Annotated in this window: 21 protein-coding genes and 1 riboswitch; of the genes, 6 read left to right on the top strand and 15 right to left on the bottom strand. The window is 44.4% G+C overall.

The features are described 5' to 3' along the window. Window positions 1–118 precede the first annotated feature (118 nt). The 4 genes from ACFQ0C_RS24310 to ACFQ0C_RS24295 all read left to right on the top strand — a co-directional run bounded on the left by ACFQ0C_RS24310 (window position 119) and on the right by ACFQ0C_RS24295 (window position 5,078). The gene (locus ACFQ0C_RS24310) at window positions 119–2,197 is read left to right on the top strand and encodes a helix-turn-helix domain-containing protein (RefSeq protein ID WP_379370413.1); all 2,079 of its coding nucleotides are present in this window, start codon (window positions 119–121) and stop codon (window positions 2,195–2,197) included. Window positions 2,198–2,228: 31 nt separating this feature from the next. Continuing rightward, window positions 2,229–3,170 (top strand): ABC transporter permease, encoded by a 942-nt coding sequence (locus tag ACFQ0C_RS24305; RefSeq protein ID WP_379370411.1) that lies wholly within the window; start codon window positions 2,229–2,231, stop codon window positions 3,168–3,170. An 86-nt stretch (window positions 3,171–3,256) separates the two neighbouring features. Then, window positions 3,257–4,651 carry a sulfatase family protein gene (locus tag ACFQ0C_RS24300; protein WP_379370409.1) on the top strand — a complete coding sequence of 465 codons (1,395 nt, stop codon included), beginning with the start codon at window positions 3,257–3,259 and terminating at the stop codon, window positions 4,649–4,651. A 133-nt stretch (window positions 4,652–4,784) separates the two neighbouring features. After that, a complete protein-coding gene (locus ACFQ0C_RS24295; protein WP_379370407.1) occupies window positions 4,785–5,078 on the top strand; it encodes a 4a-hydroxytetrahydrobiopterin dehydratase in 294 nt (97 codons plus the stop codon). Between the two features lie 111 nt (window positions 5,079–5,189). On the opposite strand, the gene ACFQ0C_RS24290 is transcribed toward ACFQ0C_RS24295, so the two are convergent. After that, window positions 5,190–5,687: a GNAT family N-acetyltransferase gene (locus ACFQ0C_RS24290; RefSeq protein WP_379370405.1), complete on the bottom strand. Its 498-nt coding sequence runs from the start codon at window positions 5,685–5,687 to the stop codon at window positions 5,190–5,192. 177 nt (window positions 5,688–5,864) lie between these two features. On the opposite strand from ACFQ0C_RS24290, the gene ACFQ0C_RS24285 reads away from it, so the two are divergent. Next, on the top strand, window positions 5,865–6,701 hold the full coding sequence (locus ACFQ0C_RS24285; RefSeq protein ID WP_379370422.1) for a sulfurtransferase: 837 nt from the start codon (window positions 5,865–5,867) through the stop codon (window positions 6,699–6,701). Between the two features lie 228 nt (window positions 6,702–6,929). On the opposite strand, the gene ACFQ0C_RS24280 is transcribed toward ACFQ0C_RS24285, so the two are convergent. From ACFQ0C_RS24280 to ACFQ0C_RS24270, 3 genes are read right to left on the bottom strand one after another with little or no spacing between them, the layout of a single operon-like run. After that, complete coding sequence (locus ACFQ0C_RS24280; RefSeq protein ID WP_379370403.1) at window positions 6,930–7,352, bottom strand: chemotaxis protein CheW; 423 nt, start codon at window positions 7,350–7,352, stop codon at window positions 6,930–6,932. Between the two features lie 12 nt (window positions 7,353–7,364). Beyond that, window positions 7,365–8,954: a methyl-accepting chemotaxis protein gene (locus ACFQ0C_RS24275; protein WP_379370401.1), complete on the bottom strand. Its 1,590-nt coding sequence runs from the start codon at window positions 8,952–8,954 to the stop codon at window positions 7,365–7,367. Window positions 8,955–8,965: 11 nt separating this feature from the next. Then, window positions 8,966–9,535, bottom strand: coding sequence for an HD-GYP domain-containing protein (locus tag ACFQ0C_RS24270; protein ID WP_379370399.1), 570 nt, complete (start codon window positions 9,533–9,535; stop codon window positions 8,966–8,968). A gap of 118 nt (window positions 9,536–9,653) precedes the next feature. Further along, a riboswitch (cyclic di-GMP riboswitch) is annotated at window positions 9,654–9,756 on the bottom strand. Between the two features lie 111 nt (window positions 9,757–9,867). Here ACFQ0C_RS24270 and ACFQ0C_RS24265 point away from each other — a divergent pair. Further along, window positions 9,868–10,818, top strand: coding sequence for a tyrosine-type recombinase/integrase (locus ACFQ0C_RS24265; RefSeq protein ID WP_379370397.1), 951 nt, complete (start codon window positions 9,868–9,870; stop codon window positions 10,816–10,818). Between the two features lie 396 nt (window positions 10,819–11,214). On the opposite strand, the gene ACFQ0C_RS24260 is transcribed toward ACFQ0C_RS24265, so the two are convergent. The 11 genes from ACFQ0C_RS24260 to ACFQ0C_RS24210 form a co-directional block, all read right to left on the bottom strand. Then, entirely contained in the window at window positions 11,215–11,793 is a 579-nt protein-coding gene (locus ACFQ0C_RS24260; protein ID WP_379370395.1) for a hypothetical protein, read from the bottom strand. Window positions 11,794–11,967: 174 nt separating this feature from the next. Then, complete coding sequence (locus tag ACFQ0C_RS24255) at window positions 11,968–12,576, bottom strand: glycoside hydrolase family 73 protein (RefSeq protein WP_379370393.1); 609 nt, start codon at window positions 12,574–12,576, stop codon at window positions 11,968–11,970. After that, window positions 12,573–12,893 carry a hypothetical protein gene (locus ACFQ0C_RS24250; protein WP_379370391.1) on the bottom strand — a complete coding sequence of 107 codons (321 nt, stop codon included), beginning with the start codon at window positions 12,891–12,893 and terminating at the stop codon, window positions 12,573–12,575. Before ACFQ0C_RS24250 ends, ACFQ0C_RS24255 begins: the two co-directional genes overlap by 4 nt. A 1-nt stretch (window position 12,894) precedes the next feature. Then, on the bottom strand, window positions 12,895–13,122 hold the full coding sequence (locus tag ACFQ0C_RS24245) for a hemolysin XhlA family protein (protein ID WP_258217724.1): 228 nt from the start codon (window positions 13,120–13,122) through the stop codon (window positions 12,895–12,897). A 63-nt stretch (window positions 13,123–13,185) separates the two neighbouring features. Next, window positions 13,186–15,171 carry an Ig-like domain repeat protein gene (locus ACFQ0C_RS24240; protein ID WP_379370388.1) on the bottom strand — a complete coding sequence of 662 codons (1,986 nt, stop codon included), beginning with the start codon at window positions 15,169–15,171 and terminating at the stop codon, window positions 13,186–13,188. Window positions 15,172–15,186: 15 nt separating this feature from the next. Next, on the bottom strand, window positions 15,187–20,907 hold the full coding sequence (locus ACFQ0C_RS24235) for a hypothetical protein (RefSeq protein WP_379370386.1): 5,721 nt from the start codon (window positions 20,905–20,907) through the stop codon (window positions 15,187–15,189). Between the two features lie 18 nt (window positions 20,908–20,925). Beyond that, window positions 20,926–21,567: a hypothetical protein gene (locus tag ACFQ0C_RS24230; RefSeq protein ID WP_379370384.1), complete on the bottom strand. Its 642-nt coding sequence runs from the start codon at window positions 21,565–21,567 to the stop codon at window positions 20,926–20,928. After that, complete coding sequence (locus tag ACFQ0C_RS24225) at window positions 21,560–22,735, bottom strand: baseplate J/gp47 family protein (RefSeq protein WP_379370382.1); 1,176 nt, start codon at window positions 22,733–22,735, stop codon at window positions 21,560–21,562. Before ACFQ0C_RS24225 ends, ACFQ0C_RS24230 begins: the two co-directional genes overlap by 8 nt. Next, window positions 22,725–23,084: a DUF2634 domain-containing protein gene (locus ACFQ0C_RS24220; protein ID WP_379370380.1), complete on the bottom strand. Its 360-nt coding sequence runs from the start codon at window positions 23,082–23,084 to the stop codon at window positions 22,725–22,727. The genes ACFQ0C_RS24225 and ACFQ0C_RS24220 overlap by 11 nt, the downstream gene beginning before the upstream one ends. After that, window positions 23,066–23,515: a hypothetical protein gene (locus ACFQ0C_RS24215; RefSeq protein ID WP_379370378.1), complete on the bottom strand. Its 450-nt coding sequence runs from the start codon at window positions 23,513–23,515 to the stop codon at window positions 23,066–23,068. Before ACFQ0C_RS24215 ends, ACFQ0C_RS24220 begins: the two co-directional genes overlap by 19 nt. Next, complete coding sequence (locus ACFQ0C_RS24210; RefSeq protein ID WP_379370376.1) at window positions 23,512–24,300, bottom strand: phage protein; 789 nt, start codon at window positions 24,298–24,300, stop codon at window positions 23,512–23,514. The genes ACFQ0C_RS24215 and ACFQ0C_RS24210 overlap by 4 nt, the downstream gene beginning before the upstream one ends. Between the last annotated feature and the right edge of the window lie 2 nt (window positions 24,301–24,302).

Raw genomic sequence — 24,302 nt, 5'->3', positions numbered from 1 at the left:
CTCCTGTGGTAGGGTAGGTATAGATTGAAGCTCTTTGTCAGGTGCTTCGTATCTTCGATAGTTGCTGGGGATTTCCCTTCATTAGTGGATTATATTACACGCCAGTATTTTATATTACTTGCATCTGGCTTCACAAAAGCAGCAGGAATACGAAAAGAATGCCAAAACAGACTTGGATTTTCTGTATACGCAGACTCGGATGGTTGTAGATAATATCAATCATTTGGCGATGCAGCTGGCAATGATACCGGATCTAAACGCCAAGCTGGTAAATCCGTTTAAGTACGATATATATGATTTTAATCTGCTGAAGGAAAATTTGAGGGATCAGATTTCGACGAATAAGCTGTTTTATTCGATCTACGTTTATTTCAAATTAAACGACAAAGTGTTGACGACGAATGAGGGTTTTTACAGTCCGTCCAATTTTTACGACAGAGAGTGGCTTCAAAGTATTGAAAAGCAAGGTTCAGAGCCTAACGACTACGAGATCAGACGGATTCAGAGTAGCATGGATCCTGAAGTTGAAGTGATCAGCTTCAGCCGCCCCCTTCCCATTACAAATAAAGAGGCGTTGGGCAATTTAATCATTAATGTAAAGAAAGACGTATTCTTTGATGCACTATTTCGGTTAACGAACTCGACTTTAGAAGATGTGTACATCATTAATGGAGTTACGGGGCGGATCGTCTACGGCAGGAATGAGGCAAATGATCTATTTAAGGAAACGCGATTTGAGGGCTCATCCGGATCTGGCTTATTAACAAGCGGTCAAACTCAATATATTACCAGCTACGAAAGGTCAAGGTTCAATTCTTGGATTTTCGTGAAGGCTGTCCCTTATGTTACGTACGAACGAGATATGGCGACAGTCAAGAGCACGATAGTCAATGTATCTGTGGGAGTTATTCTTTTGGGCTGGATTCTTTCCTATTTAATTGCTTTGAAAATGTACCGCCCCTGGAAAAAAATGATCCGTGAGAATGAAGAAATCAAGCTTACTATGGAGCAAAACAAACCTATTGTCAGAAACCGCCTCATCTACGATATCCTTAACAATCATGTCATGGAATTCAAGCAAATACCGGCTGCTCTGTATCAGAGTAACGTACACTTTCCATACCTTAACTTTGCGGTTTTGTTAGCTGTCCCTCATTTTGTGGAGCATAAGGTCACTGACAGCAGCTTGAGGCTGCTCGCTTTTAGTACGATTGAAACCGCATTAATGAAAAAGCTGCCTATTGCCGGAACCTTGCTGGATCATGGTCAATTCGGATTTATTCTTAATCTGGAGCAGGCGGGGCTCAATGATTCTACTCAAGCCCAGCTCATCAATTACTTGCGTGAAACTAACGAAATGCTGCAGCTCGAATGCCAGGTTTCCCTTCAATTTTCGGTGGGCCGATGCTATGAATCGCTGGATAGTGTCCATCAGTCGTATGCTGAAGCCAAACGTGTAATGAGCTGTAAAGCCTTATTTAATAAGAGGGATGTGGTTTTTGTACAGGAAATGGAGGGGGATAATCGGTTGGAATATCCGCTTGCTGTCCAAAAAGAGCTTGCGCATTACATTATGGGGACGGACCGGCAGAAAGCAGACAGCTGTGTTTCAGAGTTTTTTACAAACTATGTTTACAACGGCAGCTACCCGCGTGAAAGATTGCTTGAAATGATTGTGATGCTGATTAGCAGTGTCAAGAATGAGCTCTATCAGGAGGGCTACGATACAGCCATTTCATCCAATTTATTGGACTTGAACGGATGTGCTAATAATGTGGAGCTGGAGCAGTTCATTTACCAGTATATTCATGCATTGATTGAGCGGCTCAAGCAGCAGCAGGAAGGGATGAACTACAGTCTCTATATAGCCAAAGCTATTGAATTTATCGAAGTTCATTATGCAAGTAACATATCTATTGGCGATATTGCCGGTTATGTGGGAATAAGCGGAAACTATTTGAGCAGGGTTTTCAAATTGGAGACGGGTAAACCCCCGCTTGAATATCTAAGCCGGTATCGCATTACACGAGGCATCGAGCTGTTGAAGGGAGAATCGCGTTACTCGCTGCAAGAGGTAAGTCAGCAGGTAGGCTATCATGACGCTCATAGCTTCATCCGTTTTTTCAAAAAGTACGAGGGCATCACTCCAGGGGAATACCGAAAAAAATTGCTGGAGAAAAAAACGTCTCGCGTCTAAGGAAATAAAGAACATCCGGGAGGTGACTGGGATGAGAATCAATAAGGCTTACCCCTTATCGGGAGGGGGGATTTCAACTCGCCAATCTTTGCTCTGGAAGCTGGTGGTGAAATACAAATATTACTATTTGCTAATGCTTCCGGGTTTGATTTATTTTCTTGTATTTAAATACATTCCAATGGTCGGTATCCTGATCGCGTTTAAGGATTATAAGCTGTCTTTGGGTGTGATGGACAGTGCTTGGTCCGGAATGAAGTGGTTCCGGATTTTGTTCGAAACAGAGGATTTCTGGGTTGCTTTCACCAATACCATTATTATTAGCTTTTACAGACTGATTTTCGGGTTTCCAGCTCCTATAATATTAGCTTTGCTGCTTAATGAGGTGTTCAGTAATGGTATCAAGCGGCTTATCCAGACTATCGTCTATTTTCCGCATTTTCTCTCCTGGGTTGTATTGGGCGGCATGATGTTTACACTCCTCTCGCCCAGCACCGGCATTTTGGCGGTGTTCGGTATGGAATCATCGCCGATTATGCAGCCGGATAATTTCCGTTCTCTGCTCGTGTGGTCAAACATTTGGAAGGAAGCTGGATGGGGAACTATTATTTATTTGGCTGCTATTGCGGGAATTAATCCTGAGTTATATGAGGCTGGCCGAATGGATGGAGCCAGCCGGTTTCAATTGGTTCGTTATGTCACGATACCGTCCATTGCCAACACCATCGTTATTCTATTGATTTTACGTACAGGCCATATTTTATCTGCGGGTTTTGATCAGGTGTTTATTTTATACAATCCTTTGGTATATAGTGTGGCGGATATTTTGGATACTTACGTTTACCGGGTCGGCTTGACGATGGGAAGATATTCACTGGCTGCTGCTGCGGGTTTGTTCCAATCCGTTGTCGGATTGCTTATGCTGTTGTTCTCCAATTGGCTGGCACGAAGAATGGGCGGAAGTGGATTATGGTAAGTATTAATTGCGGGCTTACGAAATTGAGCGGGTTTTAAAAAAGGTTGGATAATCATTAAATAAAAGAAGTGAGGAGTGAGTCCATTATGGATGATTTAAAGCTGGTAAATGAATCAGGTTCCCGGCGATCTGCTCAGCCGAATGTCATTGTCTTTTTTACTGATCAGCAGCGTTGGGATACAACAGGTGTACATGGCAATCCGCTCAATCTAACACCGAATTTTGACCGGATGGCACGGGCGGGTACACATATTTATCATTCATTTACTTGTCAGCCGGTTTGTGGTCCCGCCAGATCCTGCTTGCAGACGGGCTTGTATGCGACAGCATCGGGTTGTTACCGCAATGGGATTCCTCTGCCTGCGAGGGCAAAAACATTAGCCCACCACTTTGGAGAAGCCGGTTATCAAACCGCTTATATAGGGAAATGGCATCTGGCCGGGGAAGAGCCTGTCCCCGAGGCGCAGAGGGGCGGTTATGACCACTGGCTGGCTTCCAACGTGCTGGAGTTTTCATCGGATGCGTACGATACGGTTGTTTATAACCAGGCTAACGAGGCTGTGAAGCTTCCCGGTTATCGGGTTGATGCTTTGACGGATGCGGCAATCCGCTATATCGATCAGCACCAGGCGGATCCGTTCTATATGTTTGTGTCCTATTTGGAGCCGCATCATCAAAACCATACGGATAATTATCCTTCGCCGGATGTTTATCAGGGGGCGTATACAAGCCGCTGGGTACCGGCTGATCTTGCATCGTTAGGTGGAACGGCTCATCAGCATTTGGACGGCTATTACGGCATGGTTAAGCGGCTTGATGACGCCCTCGGCCGATTGATGGATACTTTGAAGAGCTTGAATTTAGCAGAAAATACGATTATCTTATTTACATCGGATCATGCTTGCCATTTTAAAACGAGGAACGGCGAATACAAGCGTTCCTGCCATGATAGCTCGATTCGGGTCCCGACTGCGATATGTGGTCCTGGCTTTCAAGACGGACGGCGCATTACGGAGCTCGTCAGTTTGATTGATCTTCCTCCAACTTTGCTTGATGCTGCTGGCATTAAGGTGCCGGAGGCCATGCAGGGCAGGTCGGTTATGCCGCTTCTGCAAGGAAAGCAGGCCAGAGCAGATTGGCCTCAAGAGGTTTTCGTGCAGATCAGCGAGTCGCAGGTGGGCCGAGCTATACGAACTGACCGTTGGAAATACAGTGTGAAAGCGGCTGGAAAAGACGGATGGTCTGACTCGGGCTCAGACATTTATGAGGAAGAGTTTTTGTATGATTTGCAAGCCGATCCGTATGAGCTGTCGAATCTGGCAGGAGTGGAGTCACTCAGAACGGTAGCTGATCAATTGAAGTTGCGGCTTCTTGCGCGCATGAAAGATGCTGGCGAACCTTCTGCTCAAATCGTGAATGCGCCAACGGTCCCAATGGGGCAACGTCGCGTTTCGGTAGACGAGCTGCGCGTACAGGCTTAAATGAGAACGGTCACGTGCGGGGAAGGCGGAGCTGATTAAGCCGTGCCAAGCAAGCTTTACTGCAGCAAAACTCAGCCAGTGCTTCCGAAGCAAGCTAAGCTTTGTTGTAGTAAAGCTCTAAGGAGATGGATCGATGGAGAAGCTGACAGAAGAAGAAATTAATGCACGGCTGGAGCAGTTGACGGGCTGGAACCGAGAAGCAGACGGAAAGTGGATCGTCAAAGTATATAGATTCACCGAATATTTAACCGGTATTGCTTTCGTCGACAAGGTGGCAAGTATCGCGGAGCTGGAATTAAACCATCATCCTTTAATCGCCATTGATTATAAAAGGGTGACGTTGAGGCTCACCTCATGGCATGCTGGCGGGTTGAGCGCGCTTGATTTTGAAGCGGCAGAACGCTTCGATAATGCTTTGGGCAGATAGCGGGATAAGGTAGCTCAGCTTCTATAGCTTATAACGTCGACGATAGCCTGGGTATTTTCAAAAAGTGGTCCAGCCTCATATTTCGTCCATTTTCGGCAGTAGGTCAACCGATTACTTGTTAGTGCGCTTTGGTTTCCATTCCATGCAGTAAAACAAATCCCTACCGGTTGGCGTTATTTTATTGTACGTATCGGTATGCACGAAGCCTGCCTTCTCATAGACGCGGAACGCGCGAATATTCCAGCTAAGCACCTCCAAATCAATTTCATTGGCGGGTGCTTTTCTTTTGGCCTCGGCTGCTATGGCGCGTACAAATTCAACTCCATGGCCTCGGCCGCATAATTCAGGACGCATGCCTAGTCCAAGCCGTGTAACTCCAGTGATGGGGAAAAACTGGGCAAAGCCATACATGAGGCCATCTTCGTCCAAGACAGCCCGGTATTGCTGCTCCCGCAGTTCAGCGTCTGCAAACTCTTCTTGCTCGGAGAGCATGATCTCCCATGGACTCCAATTGTATATATTGTAAGGAGCCGGGTAGGACCAAGTGCAGATGTCCATGCAATGGGCTTCAGTTAAAGGTGCGATTCGGAATGTTGGTGAAGTAAGCATAATGGGGTAAACTCCTTTGAGACCCTACGGTTTTCCAATTCTTTTTCAACCCTATTGTACCCGCAGCTTGGTGGTTTGTCGAACCAATTACCAAATAGCGGAATTTTTTCGTTTTGCTGGGACGCTAATCCGTTGTATACTAGTAGAGATATCCACACAGTAAAGGAAGTGTTTATGATGCAGCATATAGTGAGTCAGGATTGGCTGTTTGACCATGGTACAGACGAACATGTCGTTATTGCAGACTGCCGTTTTTTATTAGGGAATCCAAGTGCGGGCCGAGAGGCTTATGCTGTCGATCATATCCCCGGCGCCGTGTATTTTGACTTGGAACAGGACTTGTCAGCTCCAAAAGACGTACATGGAGGAAGACATCCGCTGCCAGATTGGAATGAACTTGTACTTAAAATTGGCGAGGCCGGCATAAATAACGAAAAGACCGTAATTGTTTATGATGATCAAGGCGGAGCTATGGCTTCGCGCTTGTGGTGGATTCTTCATTATCTCGGACATTCTCAAGTGTACGTGCTGGATGGAGGCTACACGAAGTGGAAGGAAGCGGGTTATCCTGTAACGGATGAACCTGCGATAGAGCATCCGACTGTGTTTGAACCGAAGCTTCAAGACGGCATTTTGGTCAGCATGGAGGATGTAAAGAGCCGTATTGGACGTCCAGGCACTGTACTTATCGATTCTCGTGAAGAACGCAGATATTTGGGACTTGAGGAAGCAATCGACCCTGTAGCAGGGCATATCCCTGGGGCAAAGCAGTATTTCTGGAAAGATGGCCTTGATGAGCAAGGCAACTGGAAGGAAGCTGAATCGCAAAAAGCGCGGTTTACCGACTTGCAATCAGCAGATGAAATCATTGTGTATTGCGGCTCCGGCGTAACGGCTTGCCCGAATGTACTTGCTTTGCATGCAGCGGGCTACACTAACGTGAAGCTTTACTCCGGCAGCTGGAGCGATTGGGTTAGCTATAGCGACAATCCGGTAGCTACGGGGAGAGAGTAAGAGGACGCGAAACCGCGTCCTGAGGATATTGGCGTACAGCGAGTTTGATGCTGTACGCCCTTTTTTTGATGCTTCGGATGGCTCCGGGTCAACAAGGAGTCAACACCAAAGAACTGTGAAATAGTGGAATACAAGGCAAAGAGAAGGCAGCAAAAAGGGAACCCCATGGGATTCCCTTTCGCTATGTGCTGTAGCAGTAGTACGTTGGCGATGTGTGCCCATCAGTACCTATTTCTGAAGAACTTGCTCCAGATTCAATATACAAACTAATCCCGTTTCCGTTTTTCCAAAACCGGTGATGCAGGAACTATCGGTATCCCCAATCGTATCCAGGGGCTGTATTTCCGAAAGGGTCGTCACTTTCTCGACCCGATCCACGATTATTCCAACTATCTCACCGGCATGATTGATTACGATAATCCGGGTTGATTTGGTATAGGGCTCCTCCATGATACCGAATCGGATGCGCAGGCTGATTACCGGCACTATCTGGCCTCTTAAATTGATGACCCCTTTGAAATAAGCGTTACGGTTCGGAAGCTCTGTTATATCCCGTAATCTAATAATTTCATGGATGTCCTGGATTCCTACCGCATATTTTTCTTTTCCAATACCGACCTCGATGTACTGCTCCGGGTTGTTTACGTCCATTTACCCACCTTCTTATATTTTAAAAATGGTTACGTTGTTATTTAATTCTTCTGCCAATTGGGCAAGTGATTGGGCGGTCATGGCGGTTTCCTCACTGCTGGCAGCTGATTCTTCGGTAGCCGCAGAAATACTTTCAATAGAGATTAAAACTTCCGTAGTTTGAGCGGCTTGTTCCTCACTGGCGGCTGCAATTTCCGCCGCTTTGTTTGCCGTTTCATTGACCATATTAATAATGTTCTTGAACGCTTCGCCTGATTCTTGCGATGAAATAACGCCTTCACTCACTGACTTTACGCATTGACGGGTATTCTGCTGCATGCCTTTAATAATGGCTGTAATTTGTTTGGTTGCTTCACTGCTTCGTTCTGCCAGCTTGCGCACTTCATCAGCTACTACGGCAAATCCTCTGCCTTGTTCCCCGGCTCTAGCCGCTTCTATCGCCGCATTTAAAGCAAGAAGGTTGGTTTGGTCGGCAATATCATCTATGACTTCAATAATTTCACCAATTTTGTCAGAATCACTTTCCATTCGGGACATCTGTTCATTTACCAAATTCATTCCCTCAATGGAAGAACGCACAACGATGCCGCCATCATGAGCGGTTTGCATCGTTTTGTTGGCTAATTCGGATGTCTGCTCTGCATTACTTGCTACCGAGCTTATTGCTGAGGATAATTCCTTGAACAGTTCGTTCATCGTTTGAGCAGCCTGGGCTTGACTCGTACTTCCGCTGGCGATTTCCTCCGTAGTGGCCGATATTTGTTGGGCAGCCGCGGAAACGCTCTCTGCTGAGGATAAAACGCTACCGATAATTTTACGTAAATTCAGTATCATTGTATTAATGGAATCACCTAATCGTCCGATTTCATCTTTGGTATCAATATCCGATGTTTCCGTTAAATCGCCTTCCGCTACCTTGGCTACCAGTCCCACAACACGGTTCAATGGGCGGGCAATAATCTGTGCAATTAAATAGCCAAAGCCAATACTGACTAACAGCGAAATAATAATAACCGTAATGGTGACCGAACGGGAAGTGGTGTAAAGGATGTCTCCTTGTACGTTGGCCTCCTCCGCACTTTTCACGTTAATTTCTATTAATTGCTGCAGTATGTTGTTTAAGTCATCTCCGATTTTTCTTAAATCCCCGGTTTTAAATGAAGCTTTAAACTCGGCATCTCTTCCTTCGTAACTCATTTGTATGGCTTTGTCTGCCGCTTTCTGGTAGTCCTGCCATGCAAGGTCAAACTTTTTAAACACTTCGATCTCCTCTTGGGATAAAGAAGTTTTACGATAAGCATTGAGTCTGCCATCAATATCTTTCCTAAAACCTTTTCCCTTATCGGAAAGCTGATCCCTTTCGATATTGTTATCCGCATCGTTTATGTCGCGAAGATTAATTCTCAGCCTTTGATATATAATTTGAGCATCGGATAGATGATTGGCGGGCAATAAATTGTTTTTATACATATTAAATAAGCTATCATTGAGTTTACTCAAATTCATTAAGCCGTAGATGCCGACAAAAACCAAAATCATTGAAATGATAAAAAAGGAAGAGATCAACTTAACCGATGTTTTCAAATTGTAAAACCATTTCATAGAAAGTCACCTCATGTATGTTTTTTGAAAGGATATATTTCGCCAAATGACGGGGATAGTCTTAAAAATATATCAACATAATAGCTGTCAAACTGCGTTCCACTATGGAGTAAAAGTTCTTCTTCCGCCTGTCTAAACGTTAATCCCTTGCGATAAGGCCGGTCGGTAACCATACTGTCGAAGGAATCCAGAATACCGCAAATTCTGGCGAATTCAGGGGTGCTGTTTCCCTTTAATCCGTTTGGATACCCCATACCATTCCATCGCTCATGATGAAAATCAATTACGTCTATGATATCTTGATCCATACACCCATATTCCCGCATCATACTAGCGCCAAGGGAAGGGTGCTCCTGCATGATTTTCCATTCTTGTGCTGTGAGAGCTGAAGCTTTTTTCAGAATTTGATCGGGTATAAATATTTTTCCAATATCGTGCAGGCAGCCTCCCAGGATTAGTTGGCATGTTTGTTTTTCGTCTAAATGTAAATATGTTGCCATCATCTTGCATAATTTTCCCACCCTTAAGCTATGGTCGTATGTATTTACATCCTTGCCTAAAAGTTGAAGCAATTTCTTCACCCACAGCCCGTTCTCCATAGCAACTCACCTCTTCAGCTCCCCCTATAAATTCAATAGACCACCGATACTACAAATCCTTTTCAGAAAAAAGAGGCCTCCCCATAGACAGAAGCCTTTTTGGGGTAACTGGCTGGCATAACGTTCCGTGGTACTGTGGTTCAAACGTTGTAGCCCCTAAAGTTTTGCGGCCCCATCTTTCGATGGGTGTGCCTTTGACCTGATTGGTATTCTCTTTTTACCGTCAAAACTAGCTTCTTTTCCCAAAAATGTAGTAGAGTAGTGTTTCGCACAATTATCGTTGTTCGAAACAATAAAAGGAGGAAAAAGCTCTTATGCTAACGCAAATCAGTCAGTTTCAGCTTCCAATCCATCCAGTAGACAACCAGCCATATTCCGATGATCAGATTATTAAAATGTTTTTTGCCACTTATCAGCGCTCTACATATACAGTGAGAAACTATCTTAGTGCCATAAATAAATTTCGCGATTTTATAGGGGACAAATCTTTGAAGGATGTTACGTGGAAAGATGTCGAGGTATATAAGATCGGGCTATTTGAAGGACTTTTCTGCAAGGATAACAAACCGAAAGCACCTGCAACCGTTGCCATTTATTTAGCGCCGCTGCGTTCTCTCTACAAATGGGGAAGCGACTCGAATATTGGTATTTTTAAAAATAATCCGATGACCTGCATTCGTACCCCACAAATAACCATAAACAGTAAAAACAATTATTTAACAAAACGTGAGGTTCTTCTTCTGTTTGAACAGCTGAAACTTGAGGGATCGAGGGAGTATTTAATCGGATTGACCCTTGTTTTATTAGGGTTGCGTGTATCTGAATTAATCTCTATTGAATGGGGGCATTTCCATACGGATCCGGAAGAGAGCTCAATTTGGTTGACGATCCTTGGAAAAGGGGGGAAGCAGCGCGAAGTGAAGGTACCGGCAATGCTGTGGAAATTATTCAGCGAACGCAAACAATTTTTCCTGCAACAGGAAAAGCCCCTAAATCAGAAAGTATTCCCCTTATCCGTAAGGCTTATAGAGAAGATGATTCAAAAAGCCCGTCAGCAATGCAGTCTAGAGAAAAAGGTAACCCCACATTGGCTTAGACATACGAGTGCTACTTTAGCCCTACTCCGGGGTGCAACACTGCAGCAGGTACAGGAATCCCTTGGACATACACACATTAATACTACTCAACGCTATCTTCATACCGTACAACAAATAAAAAAAGCAGCTCCCGATTTCGTGGAAGACTGCTTAAAAGACGGTTTATAGGAATATTTTCCTAGTGCTCTTGTATTATTTTGTAGTATTTACTATAATACAAAATAATGAATATATTGTAGAATAAAAGCAGAAAAAGAAGAATTTTACTAGAAAATGTCGAACAACGATAATTGTGCGAACACTACTCTACTACAATTTTGGGGAAAAATATAGTTAATAAAAAATAATGGAGAACAATACGAAATTAGCTCGTTGAACTTCCATTAAAGATAGGTCTGAAGTATCGCGTAGAACCTCAACTGTAGGCATTTTGACATTCCTGGATCTCCAGTAATCATAGATACACATAAAAAAAGAGGCCCACACTTAATCCATCCGAAATAGATGGTAAAGTGTGGGCCTCATGTATATAAAGCTGTCTCTGACAAATTTACTTTTGGACCTCTATGACTGAATTGCGCTCAAGTTAATATTAAGTCTTGCTGCTACGCCAGCCGGGTTGTCCTGACTTCTGGCACCGTTAGCATTGAAAGCTATAATGACAATGTCGTTGCGGCCTTTGCGCAGAAAGGTACGGATGTTGAACGTACGACCCGGGTTAAAGTTGGAGGTTGCAGTTGTCGGGCCATCGAATAAGAGAGGAACTCCATTGATAATGACAACGGCATAGTTATCGACTGACAGAAACAGGGTCGAGGCCAAAATATTTCTGTTAAGAGCCAGCGTAAATGTTTTGGAAATAATAGCATTGCTGCTGTTCAGGTTGCCTGAGTACCATACGTAGCTCGCATTATTCACCGCAACCCAGGAAGGATCGCGAGGGATGATTTGGGCATTGAACCAGGAGTTATCGGTTCCGATGATAGTGCTGGTTTGGCTGATTAACACCGGCTTTTCATTTCGCATCTGTTTCACTTGGGTACGATAGAGCGACATGACCTTACTTTTGGGCAATCCCGCACTTTTCGTCAGACGGACGGCTTTCTTGGGAATAGCGGCACTGCGGGGTCTCGCGGACTTCATACTATCCTCTCCCATCAACATGATAATAAATTACTTGCATGTTATCATATTCTTAATAGAGTAGAGTGATAGGTATAGCAGCTTATAGTTACTGGTATATTTTAATTGATGGGCTCTAGGCTGTGAGTATTTGATAGTTTGATACAAAATATTGTGCTAGAGAAAGCGCATCGTTTATTCTTCCGGTTGTCCGGATGCTTTGCGGAGCTCGTTGGCTAAATGATGGAATTCGGCTTGAGCTTCAGGATTAGTAGTAGCTTCGTAAGCAGCTTTCAGGAAGCCGATTACTTTATTGGCGTCTTGTGCAGTAAGCATATAGGCATCCAACTCCTTTAATGTTATCCGGTCATATTGTTCCAAGTCCCAGCTCTGAACGATGCTAATTAGCTTGGAAGCATAGCTGGGATCTGTCGCATACCCTGCCTTTTGCAGTGAGTAGGCGGCTTCTTTGTAATTTTTTGCTGTACAGTGTTCGAAAAAACCGGCCGTAGCGTAACGGCCATTTTCCATTAAGAATTGAGAGTGGTCTATAACACTGCCGATCCAGTCGTCATATACACGAAATCCATCTACCACATCGACCCAATGGTCGTTGATAAACTCCTGTGTTTCTTGCAATTGACCTGCGCCTTTGATGCCGAAAAGATTGTTACCGGGAGCATAAGCGCCCCAGCCGCTTTCTAATGCACCCTGCGCAATGGTGATGCTGGCTAGGATACGGGTACGATGCATTTCCGCAACAGCAATTGGTGCTAGAGTATTGATGAATTGCTGAGGATTCATAAGTGAATATCCCCTTTCTTTTTGAGTGCGGGGGGATGAATGGATTTATTTTGAAGATGTCCTGCCGTTGCTGCAACTAAAAAAGCATTGGCAAAAGTCAGCCCATACAGGCGCCAATCCAATGGGCTTGCACCAGTAGCTATCTGGGCGGCGAGAAGGACAGCGTAAGCTACCATTATGGCATAAATATCAGTTGGCAGCGGCAGCCACCGGTCTAATGATGTTTTCGAATACTGGACAATGAAAAACGTCAACAAAGAAGCTCCCCCCATAGTGGAAAGAGCTTCCCAAGTGAAAAATTGGCTGTCCATGCTCATGTCACAACCCTTTCCATAGCAGTCCAATGGCTCCGATAATTAAAGCTGCTACAGTAGTCCGCCAGAGCCATGTTTGATTTTCTTCCAATTGGTCCAGCCGTTTGTGTGCAGCTTTGGTTGATAGCATTGCTTCATTCGCGATATCTCGGGCATTGATCATTAAATCAAGCTTGGTTTCTACTCGCGTTAATCTTTGCAGGATTTCACCTTTCTCTTCATCATGTGGCATTGAGCACCACGCCCTTTCTGTGTAAAGAAATAGCCCCGATAAGGGGGCTATTTCTTTATAACATTACTTGGATATTGCTTTTATACCTTGGGTTGTCGTCAGTCGCATGGGACTTGCATTTACATCGGTTGTAGCTACTAGTTCATAACAGCCAACGACACCTCCAGATAAAGTGATTCTACGTGCAGTGGAACCAACAACACCGGATTGTGGATCGTATATCGGTAGTGAGATAGTAGTCCCACCTGCCTTAATACGTTTTTCACCTATTTTTTTCTTAGTAGCGAATTCCCGATAAGTATAGGAACTTGCATTTCCTGCATTATCGAAATGTATGACTGTATAACGATAGCGGCCACCCGCTTTAAGTCCTGTTATGTTTTTTTCTAAGACACTGCTATCTGTAGCAACAATATTTCCATTGAATAAGTTGGGTGTTCCGCCAACCCAATCAGAACCGCTCCATTCCCCTAGATACATTTTGGTGTTAGAAAAGCCTGATGAAGGAGTTGGATCGTAAAACTGCTGCCAAAATATTGTAGCAGTCGTTGTTCCGTAAATGGCTGCAGCGTTTGGGTCATTCGATATGACCGAATCAACGAAGAAGTAGGCTGTTTTGCTTCCAACCATCCAATTTCCAGCGTTATCAATGCAGTAAAAGTCCATTCTATATTCACCCTGCTGGGATAAAGGAATATCTACGTAAGCGTCAGAGCCGGATTTTGTACAAACAACACTGTTAACTTGCGTCCCGTTAGGTAGCTTATAATTACAGTAGATTGTCCCGATTCCAGAAAGATTGTCAGTAACCCCATACGCCCAAACTCTACGTGTTCCAGATGTCACGTTCGTATAACTATATCCTTGGACGCTTGAAATAGTAGGTGCTACTGTATCACGCATAACATAAGCGGCTACATAATTCCCATTTATTGCAGGGTTACCAGCATTATCGTAAGCCCTAAAGTGGAATTGCCAATTTCCATCGACATTTATCCCTGTAGCGTTTATCGAATAACGTCCGTTGCCTACATGAGTTGCGTTACCAATATCATAATAAGAACCGTCAGGACGCATTTGATAAACTTGGACTCGATTAATTCCGATTGCATCCGTCACCCCATCAACATAAACTGTAGCTGTTGTTCCTGCTATATATTGTTGTGTTGAAGGTGCTCCTATGGTTGGTGGGGTTGTATCTGAAATAAAATAAGTATTACCAAAAGCGGGGTCAGGCCCGTTACCATTTGCAGCATTTATAGCCCCACTTTGATCTTTAACTTGAATTCTAAGATAGTAAGCACCGTCTGCTGTAATTACACCGGCTGGTAATGTAAAGCTGGTACCTGAACTGCTAATCCAACCACTGTTCCATAATACCGCGCTGTAGACTGAATTTATTAATTCCACATAATAAGCACTCTGATAATTACCAGCGTCAGGGTCGGTAAATAGCCACGTAATTGTGGGCGTACGCGTTGCTAAGTTCTGTCCCCACGTAGGAGCTGTAATTGCTGGAGCGTTAGGTGCCACGTTTGAAGGTGTGTAGTCAACGATAAGTTTAGGTGATGTGGAGACTCCTGAAGCAACTCCTAAAATATATTGCTGAGAATAACTAAAGTAATAAATAAAGGGTCGCCAAAACTTAAATCCATAGCCGCCATATTGTCTAGTATCTCTGACGATACCAGTTACTTCAAATTCATACCAAGCAGATGTAGCGGTAGTAAAGCTTGGGGCATTAACTCTATTGGCATCTGTACTTGACGGCAAACCTGAATTGGATCCCCAATTTGATGTAATTCGATCGACATAGGTACTTACACCTACATCTACTTGTCCTTTTGAACCGTATACCCTAAGAGTTGCTTTATTTATGGTTGCACCAGCAGGAATACTATTAAAATCAAAATCAATGCAAGCTATTGCATTATACTCTTCTTCATAATAACCCCATTGACCATATTGGACTGCAGTCTCAGAGTTAACGGTGTGCAAATTAATAGAACCCCAACTATCTCTTGTGGCATTAAGAGTTATCAACGACATTTACTTCCCCCCCTCCTACAAGTCGCTTCGCAGCCATTCTTGCCCAACAACAGGACTAACAGGGTCGGAAGTCCTTACCTCGACTACTAGAGGTTTCGTGTTGTCTGTACGCACCGCATCAACGGTGTCTTTTCTGGCAATATCGGCAGCAGCTACAGGTGCAGCAACTTGTGCGCGACCATTCACATCCCTTTGCATTATGGCGTTTGCTGTAGCAGCCGATGTTGAGCCATGAGCAGTAGCGGTGTTTCGATGTGTATCGACATCAAGTCGCAGGTTGTCTAGGTATGCACCATCTTGCAGCAATAGCCAGTCCTGTACACTGTCCTTTGTTGTGTTGTCTGCTAAGTCCTGAGCCAAATTACTGACCACTGTCGCCATATTTGCGCCGTATTGGATGCTTACGTCTGTCGGGTTACATGTAATGTTGTACTGGTCTAGGGCGATGTACGTAACGTAGTAATCGGCTGTTGGGTCGTAGTCAGTAATAGGAATAAATGCTCTAGATGTTCCATTCGTCCATCCTACGTTACTATCGTGCATAAACCTCCACTTTTTATCTTCAATACCGTTCTTGAATACCTTCAGAATCCTTGAAGCACGATTTTTAAGATATGTCGAACTCCCAACAGCAACTGCGTAGTTATCATTAATTTTGTAAAACCCTTCCGCAGAGGCTATGAGAGGCGTTACCTTCTCTCTTACAATCATCCCACTGCCAACATCGATTTGATTACCACCCTCATGGAGTGCTATGTCACCTTCTACTGCAATTTCCTCAATTTTTGATGTAGCAAGCTGGTATTGCAGCTTGTAAGGTGTATAGTTCTTCGTTGCATAAGTTGTATTAGGTAACGTTTGTACAAGCAACTGTACATCCAATTCTACAAAGTCGGTGTTTAACGTAGATGCTATAGTTCCATTGGACGGGTCTGCATAAGCAATGTAGTGGACAAACCCAGCAGAGTCTATTAAGTCCCCCACAACGGATGTAGCAAATGTGTGTTGGAAGGATAATTGTGTAACAGTCGAATTTGTGTGCGTTTTCGCTGTGGGCCATGCATTCGTAGTCACTTTCCATACACTCAAATATGCCTTGTTGCCTAATGGACTACTTCCAAATCCACACCAGTTACAAGTAAGCTTCCCTATATTGGCTTTCAACCAAGTTACACGATCAGTTGTAGTTATTGCTGTTCCGAAAATCTCAACACCGTAATTTCGGATTACATGTTCAATGAGGTTGAAGGAGAATAAGTATTGAACTTGATTACCACTTACCGAATCTGTCATTAGTTCCAGTTGACCATCTAAGGACTGTAACCAAGTATACGAAGAAGTGCTTACCTCTCCTGTCCAGCTTCCGGATGGCGTTATCAAAGAACTTGCTTTACCATATTTAGAAGTGTGAGGATTACCTACTACACTCCCTGAAACTTTGTTCAAGAAATTCGCTTTCAAAGCGTCTACGGCTGTGTAGTATTTCGTCCCACTTGAGTACTGACCGAATGCATTGTCTGATAGTCTCCAACCTTTAAAGTAGCTTGCTATGTCAGCTGCACTAGGATTATATGTCTCTCCCCAACCACTATCAAGGTCTGCTACATACACATACAAGCGGTTATCTAAATTGTGGATGTAAGTTTGAATTGAAACAGGCTGTCCCTTGTAGTCTAAAACAGTAACCGTGGGGTTAGACACAATAGAGCCTACAGTATCAGCGAAGGAGTTTCCAGCCGTGTACACTTGCTTATACCCTACATAATCGTTTTGTCCCGACCACGATAATGTGTCCTTCAAGTCAATTGTTTTGAGACGGGACTCTTTATAGTACTTACTACCTGCCTTGTACAGTGAGTCGTAAATCGCCCCATTTGTACTAGATGCAAACTGCTGATTAGGGATATAGATGTATTGGTCCGATTTGGGTTCAAACGGCAAGGCAGTGGAGCCTAGATTGAGTATTGGCTTGTCAAATATATAGGTTCCCGCTGCGGAATTGGTGTCAGGATAAACTTTCATAGATTTTGCATTACTTGGTGTGGTGAACGTCCCTGAAAGACTCGCAGTGTACCCGAAAGAGCTAATAAAAGTTAATCCTGCCTCATCCGAATAGAAATTGACTGCCCATTGCGTCCCCGCTTGTGCCCATGACATTGTGTAAATCTGAGAAGGGAGGCAGCGTAGAAGTACGGAGTATTCTTGAAACCCTGTTGTTTTATTTATAGTCAATTTATATGGCTCATTAACTACAGCATTTGCATTTAATGTCCACTCGTTAAACACCGGAATTAAATTTTTCCCTGACTTAGTTACATACAGCCCATTAACGTTTGCTATGCCTTCGGTGTATGGGAACTTAGTGGCGATCTGCTCAAGAGTCATACTATCAATTGCTGCATATTCAGCTGCGGTTATTTCATATAGACGTAACCCATCTGCATATCCATTCATGGCCGTACTTCCTTGATGAGCTCCAACAGATATACGTATTCCGGTCTTACCTGTAAATTTTAAATAGGCTGCATTAAATTTTCCGTTAGCAATACTGTACGCACGTTTGATATTTGTAAATGCTCCGTAATCCCAATAATTGAGACAAAAATTTGCATCGTCTGATTTTAAGTCACCTATCAAGACGTAGTAGGATGCACTATTTAGATTCGCATAGTCTTTATAGACGTAATTGTTTGTATTATTGATATACACACAGTAGTTACCTATGGTTTTGTTCACTGAACTTAGGCTTGCGCTCGCACCAATTGTCCAAGGTGTCAACGATTCAAAGTTCCCATCACGCCCCAACAGGTTAACCAACGTCCTGCCACGCACCCCCAGATCAACCGGACCCACCTGGTCTGCATTTATAGCCTGCAAACCGTAATTAAGGTTGGTTGTAAGCAACTGTGTGGTCTTCAGCTTCGAATCAACAGCGTCCACGGTATCTTTTCTAGCAATATCGGCAGCGGCTACAGGTACAGCGACTTGTGCACGTCCATTTGCATCACGTTGCATAATTGTGCTAGCTGTAGCGGCTGAAGTAGACCCATGAGCAGTGCTAGCATTTCTATGCGTATCTATATCAATTCGTAAATTATCCAGATATGCGCCATCTTGTAGTAATAGCCAGTCCTGTACGCTATCCTTTGTCGTGTTACCTGCTAAGTCCTGCGCCAAGTTACTCACCACTGTAGCCATATTTGCACCGTATAGGATGCTTACATCTGTAGGGCTGCATGTAATGTTGTACTGGTCTAGGGCGATGTAGGTCACATAGTAGTCTGCAGTTGGGTCGTAGTCTGCAGAAGTGACTTCGTACCGATGGAGCTTATAAAAACTGTCATAAATTTTTGATCCCTTGGCTTGTAACAGTCCTTTGTTTACAGATAAAATATCTAAGCTACGGTACTTTAAAAGCGTCAACGGGGTATTCCCATCATTGATCTTATAAGTTCCAGCAACGAGCTGCGGATTAGCTTTTTCCCTAACAATGATCCCACTACCAACCTCGATTTGGTTCCCGCCCTCATGCAGCGCAATGTCACCTTCTACTGCTATCTCCTCGATAGTCGATGTAGCAAGCTGATATTGTAGTTTGTAAGGTTTTCTACCCTTATCGCTTTGAGGGGCTAATGTTGTAGGCAACACATCAGTCCCGCCGAACGGATTACCTGATGCATCGATGTAATACCAATATTTTGTTCCTCCTGTATACAAGTTTGCTGGATTTACACCGTCATACATTCTCCACCCATAAAAATATGCCTTTATCTCCGCTTGTGTCGGCGTGTAGTCTTCACCCCAGCCAGTGTCTGATGAAGGTGCCGTCACATAAAAACTACCATTTACATTGTCAATTGTTGCAACGTCAGGGTTCATTAAGCTATTGTCAAACTTAACAATCTTCCCATCGTACTTAACAGCAGTGAAAGAGTTACCAGCCAAATTATTTGTTATAGGCGTATATAAAGCCACATGTCCTGCAGTCCTTTTGGTGTAAGACCACGCTAAACTCCCAGTCAGGTCCATTCGTTTGAATCGTGTTTCTTTATAATACTTGTTCCCCATCTTATACAACATATCGTATACCGAGCCGTCTACGTTAGACGCTAACTGCTGATTAGGGACATAGATGTATTGGTCTGATTTCGGTTCAAAGGGCGCCGCTATAGAGCCTAGATTGAGCATAGGGCTGGTGAAAGTGAAAGTTCCAGTAGCACTGTGATTAAACAAATTTACACTAAACTTTGCCGTGTTAGGCGGTGTAGTAAAAGTAATCGCGCCATTATACATCTGATTATAAATAGTGGAAAGACTCACGTCATCCTTATCGAATGCATAAATGGACACAGACTGCGTTGTACTCATAGTAAGCGTGTAAGTTTGGCTCGGTAATGCAGGAATAGTTGATGTTGAAGATTGATACTGCGCAGTAGCATTCAACGTCAACTTATAAGGCTCTACTACAACTGAATTTGCATGTAACGTCCACTCGTTAAACGGAGGCAGCAGGTTCTTCCCTGACTTAGTTACATACAATCCATTAACGTTGGCTATGCTTTCGGTGTATGGGAACTTGGCTGCAAGTTTATCCCCTGTAAATTCAGGATCATCGTCAATTTTGGCATAATCAGCAGCAGAAATTTCGTATATGGATATACCATCGAAATAAGCTGCAAAGGAAGTGTGCTGATAAAGCCGCAAAGACTTTTCTGTCCCTCCATTGAAATACGAACCTGCGAATTTAAGGTATTTTAGCTGATATCCTTGTGTTGTCACAGTACCTGGGGAGATATAACTAGTGCTATCCTTATATAGTCTAAATTCGACACTTCCCCCGTTGTCTACTTTCATCCATACTGAGATTAGATAAGTCTTAGAAGAATCGATATTAACTAAATCTTTTTTTATGTTAGAATAACCACTTGATGCTAATTTCTGAGATTTCGTCCCGAACTTTGCATCCGGAGAAAGAGAGAATAAAGATGTTCCGCTTACGCTTAGTACAGAAAACCCGTCTGCTATACCGTCACCATTAGAGTCCATTTCAAAGTTTCCATCACGCCCCAACAGGTTAACCAAAGTCCTACCACGCGCTGACAGATCAATCGGACCCGCTTGATCTGCATTAACGGTTTGCAAGCCGTAATTCAAGTTTGTGGTAAGTGATTGAGTTGCCTTCAGTTTTACTTCTAACGCATCAACTGTATCTTTCCTAGCAATATCCGCAGCAGCAACTGGAGCAGCGACTTGAGCTCGGCCGTTGGCATCACGAACTAACAATGTGTTGGGAGTCGCAGCTGAAACCGCTCCGTGTACACCGGAAGTTGCATTCATATGGGTATTGGCGGCTTCCAAGGTTGTTGCAGGGGGCGTAATCCAACTGCTTTTACCTGTGACCTGACGGATCATTTTTCCTAAAGAGCCAAATAAGCCCGTAATTGTGTTAGGCCCTGTACTTGGTACAACTGTATCATCTACGGTACGGTTCCCGATTACAGCATCCGTGGCCGCACCATTGGCAAGGCTATTGCTGTCAAGCTTCGCCGCATCCCCAACAGCTCCCGTATGCTTATGATTCTGAAGTTCCTCCAACGCCTTGTACGTCCTGTTCTGCGTCCAGTTCAGCCAGTCTGCCGGAGGCTTCTCACCTGGCTTCCAGCCTTCATTTTTCTTAGATGCGGACGGTTCAACGCCAGGTGACTTCCATTCAGGCAGTTCTTTTTCAAAAGCCATATAAATCGCGCTCCTCTCTTAAATAGGCAAATCTATGTTTTCAGCAGGGGTGAATACAGCGCCAAGCGTTCCGCCGGTCGTTTGACCTATATCGGCAAAGCCTGCTTCGATATCTGTTTCCAGCTCATGGCCGCTAGCAAGGGAGAAGGTACCCTGCAGCTCCACGGCATCTACACGAACTCCTGCGGGGATCGTTTTTTGTAGAATTCTCGTAAACTGACGAACATCGATTTCTGAATTACTGATTCGGCTAAAAGGAAGCCGCACTAAAGAGATCGCGGCAGGCTCGGGGTCCGACGGATCTGTGTACTTTTCACGAATTTCAATCTCAGAGTAATCCGCATTAACCGAGATCGCTATAACGCGAATGAGTGTATTGATATCGCCACGTGAGAGATTGCGAGCAATTTTAGACTTAATCAGCACGCGGTAGACCTCGTCTGAAGCCATCCCGCGAGGCTGGGCTATGTTTTGCCCGATATTATCCAAGGTTGAGCCACGGGCAAGATCGATATCCCGCCAGAGCTGCATCGTCTCGAGTGTCTGATCGAGGTCGTTGAGTTGTCCGTGGACAATGGACAGAAGCTTCCCAATATTGCTCTGCGGACTTTTGGCATAATGATCCGTTAACTTCTGTAACATCTCACGAAGATCAGGCATGGCTGCTCACCTCAATGTCACTATGAAGGATTTGAGCTACTTTATTACTGGATACGGCAATATTGCCGGTCCCAAAGCTGCCCGAAGTCGCAACTTGAACATTAACATCCTCAACACCGACTACCTTATAAATCGAGCTGATCAGCTTCGTATATATCACGTCATCGCCCATGCCAAGCCCGCTATACAACGAGCCGTCCACATCTTCACCACCAATATAGCGGATAATAGCTGTCCTGATTTGCGCATCGCCATCTACGGGGTATTGTTCATTTTTGGTCACAGCAACCCGGACCTTCAAAGCGATTTTTTCAGCATAACTGAATTTGATAATATGAGGGGAGCCTGACAGGTCATGAACCGTACGGGATACATCACCAAAGGATTGAATACCAACGGCTTTTGTTTCCAAAATGCATTGAGCTATAGCATCCGCGTCACCTCCTAGCAAGTAGGCTTGAAAGCTTTTGCCTGGCCGTCCTTCAGCATCCGTAGCGAGTGAAGTGTTTTCAATGACAGTAGCTGCCCTTACACCGGCGATGCCTAGCAAAGCACTGCGAATCGAATCCAAAGTAGCCGCGCCTCCTCCGGAAACCGAGAGCTGGAATCGTTCGCGGAATTCCGGGTCGGTTTCTTTTTCCCTGCCTCCGACAGTAGGGGCCGGGTTGGTTACAGAGGCTACATTCGGATTGGGATTCACAATCTCCGTTATCAATCCGCCTGCCACATTGCCGCGAACACCTGCCAACGAAGCTCGAATGCCCACAGTCGCATGCCCGTTGGCATCTAAGGTAACGGGTACTGTAGTTGTGAAATATACCGCGTTCATTGATCTGACTGAAAAGCCGGCAGCAACCGTATAGTTGGGGGTGCCCGTGATAGCTATGGAACCCGATGAGAACTGTTCGGGAATACGGGAGATTCCTACATACGGCCCGAGTCGGTCCTGTTGAACGCCCTGCGCGGTATTAATGTAGGCGGAATAATACACGTCCTCAGCTTTTTCCCATGGCTTGCTCAAAAACCAGGCGAAAATTCTAAGAATGATGCCAAGCGGCGATCTTTCCGAGGTATTGATGGTTTCCCCGTAGGCTTCGCGCGCTTTGGCCTCCATTTCCGTAATTAAGTCGGCATACCGCTTGCGTTTAAATCCTTTTTCATCCAACATGCTGTGTCACCTCGCTTTCTATAGTTGTACCGTCAACTGCCGTAGCAGAGAAACGAACCGTCATCATCCGATTTGGATTATCGTGTTCAAACTTTATGCTATCCACCGTCTTGATGCGCGGTTCTTGAAACAAACCTTGCCGGATTTGTTCCCGCATTTCCTCTTCATTCAAATTTTTCTCCAAAAACGCGCGAAATTTGATACCTAGCTCAGGCTGCAAAAACCACTCGCCTTTGTTAGTGCCGAGAGTGCTTTTTAGACACTGCACAAGCTCATCAGTTCCTTCAGCCATAACGATTTCGCCATGCTCCAGAACCAAATCACCCTCTACTAGCTTAAAAGACTGCATGGAAGCACCCCCACAATTACAGCATCGTTCTTACTGTGCATCCGTTTGCTTACAGGTATTGCGATTTGTCCGGACAGTGTGTTTCTAATTTCACCATCGGCACATACTACAAGCACGGTATCGCCAGATTTTACATTAGGAAAATGGATTTCCTCGTGTTCTTTTATAATTATTGTACGTTCAATTCCCTGATCGACGATGGTCTGCTCATGTTCCTTAACGATAAGCTTTTGTCCGATGGCCGGTACATTTTGGATCAGTGCGGGTTCTTTATCAGCTTTGCGAAAGAGAGGCTGCACAGCAGCCATGCCGCTGGCCGAATCAAACGAAATGACTCTGCAAGGGAAACAGACGTACAGGTCATTTATAGCCTTTTCCACCATACCTGCCACAAAAGCATTTGCAGCACTTCCCGCATCAATTACACTCACGGATAAATCCCCTCCATTTCCGTCACAAAGTCAGAGCTGTTCATTTTATGGGAACCTTTGCGGATATGAAGGGTTGCTTCTTTTTGCCGTGAGAATAACCGAACGACAGAAGCGGTTGTAATCCGGTGCTGCAGTTGGGATTTCAGGTGCATTCCGCTAAAATAGTCCTCATCAAACGGCTCAGGCATACCGATCAATCCTGTATCCTGGGATAGCTCGAATACATCATCCGTACCTTCTCGTAAATTTCGGATGTACAGATGCCCTTTGTTGATATAAGCGCTCGTTCCGCAATCCGCGGCTATTTTTTTAATGATATCTGTGACCTCGCCACTGGCCGTATATCCGCCCGCGTACCTGACATCTTGGTTCAGTACAAATTGCGCGACAGGCAATCCTAACTGCTCGGCCATCTCTTTTAATATGATGCTAGCCAGTGTATCCTCGGCATAAGTGATATCCTCCAGCTTGCGGTCGGACAGCTTGTCTGAATCAAGTACATGGATCGTTGTAATTTTGTCTACGCCACTCCAGGCTGTTTTGATTCTTGAGATATACCCGTGCAAAATCATACCGGCATCACCCTCATACCCGGCATTGATTATAAGTGTATTACCAAGCTCGATTTCAGCCAGAGTCGAATCCGATAGATTGTAAATCTTGATCTCACTTTCGTTTGGCAGCAAGTCATTATCGAAGGGAACTGTAAATTCCATAGTAAAGCTCTGGTTTGAAAAAGTTTTTGTACCCGTCTGTATTTCAGCCACTCTTCCGAAGTTGTTCATGA

Source organism: Paenibacillus sp. GCM10027630 (assembly GCF_042676305.1).
In the GTDB taxonomy this organism is placed as follows: domain Bacteria; phylum Bacillota; class Bacilli; order Paenibacillales; family NBRC-103111; genus Paenibacillus_S.
Note: the sequence above shows the minus strand (reverse complement) of the source record. Positions and strands in the feature narration are given on the sequence as shown.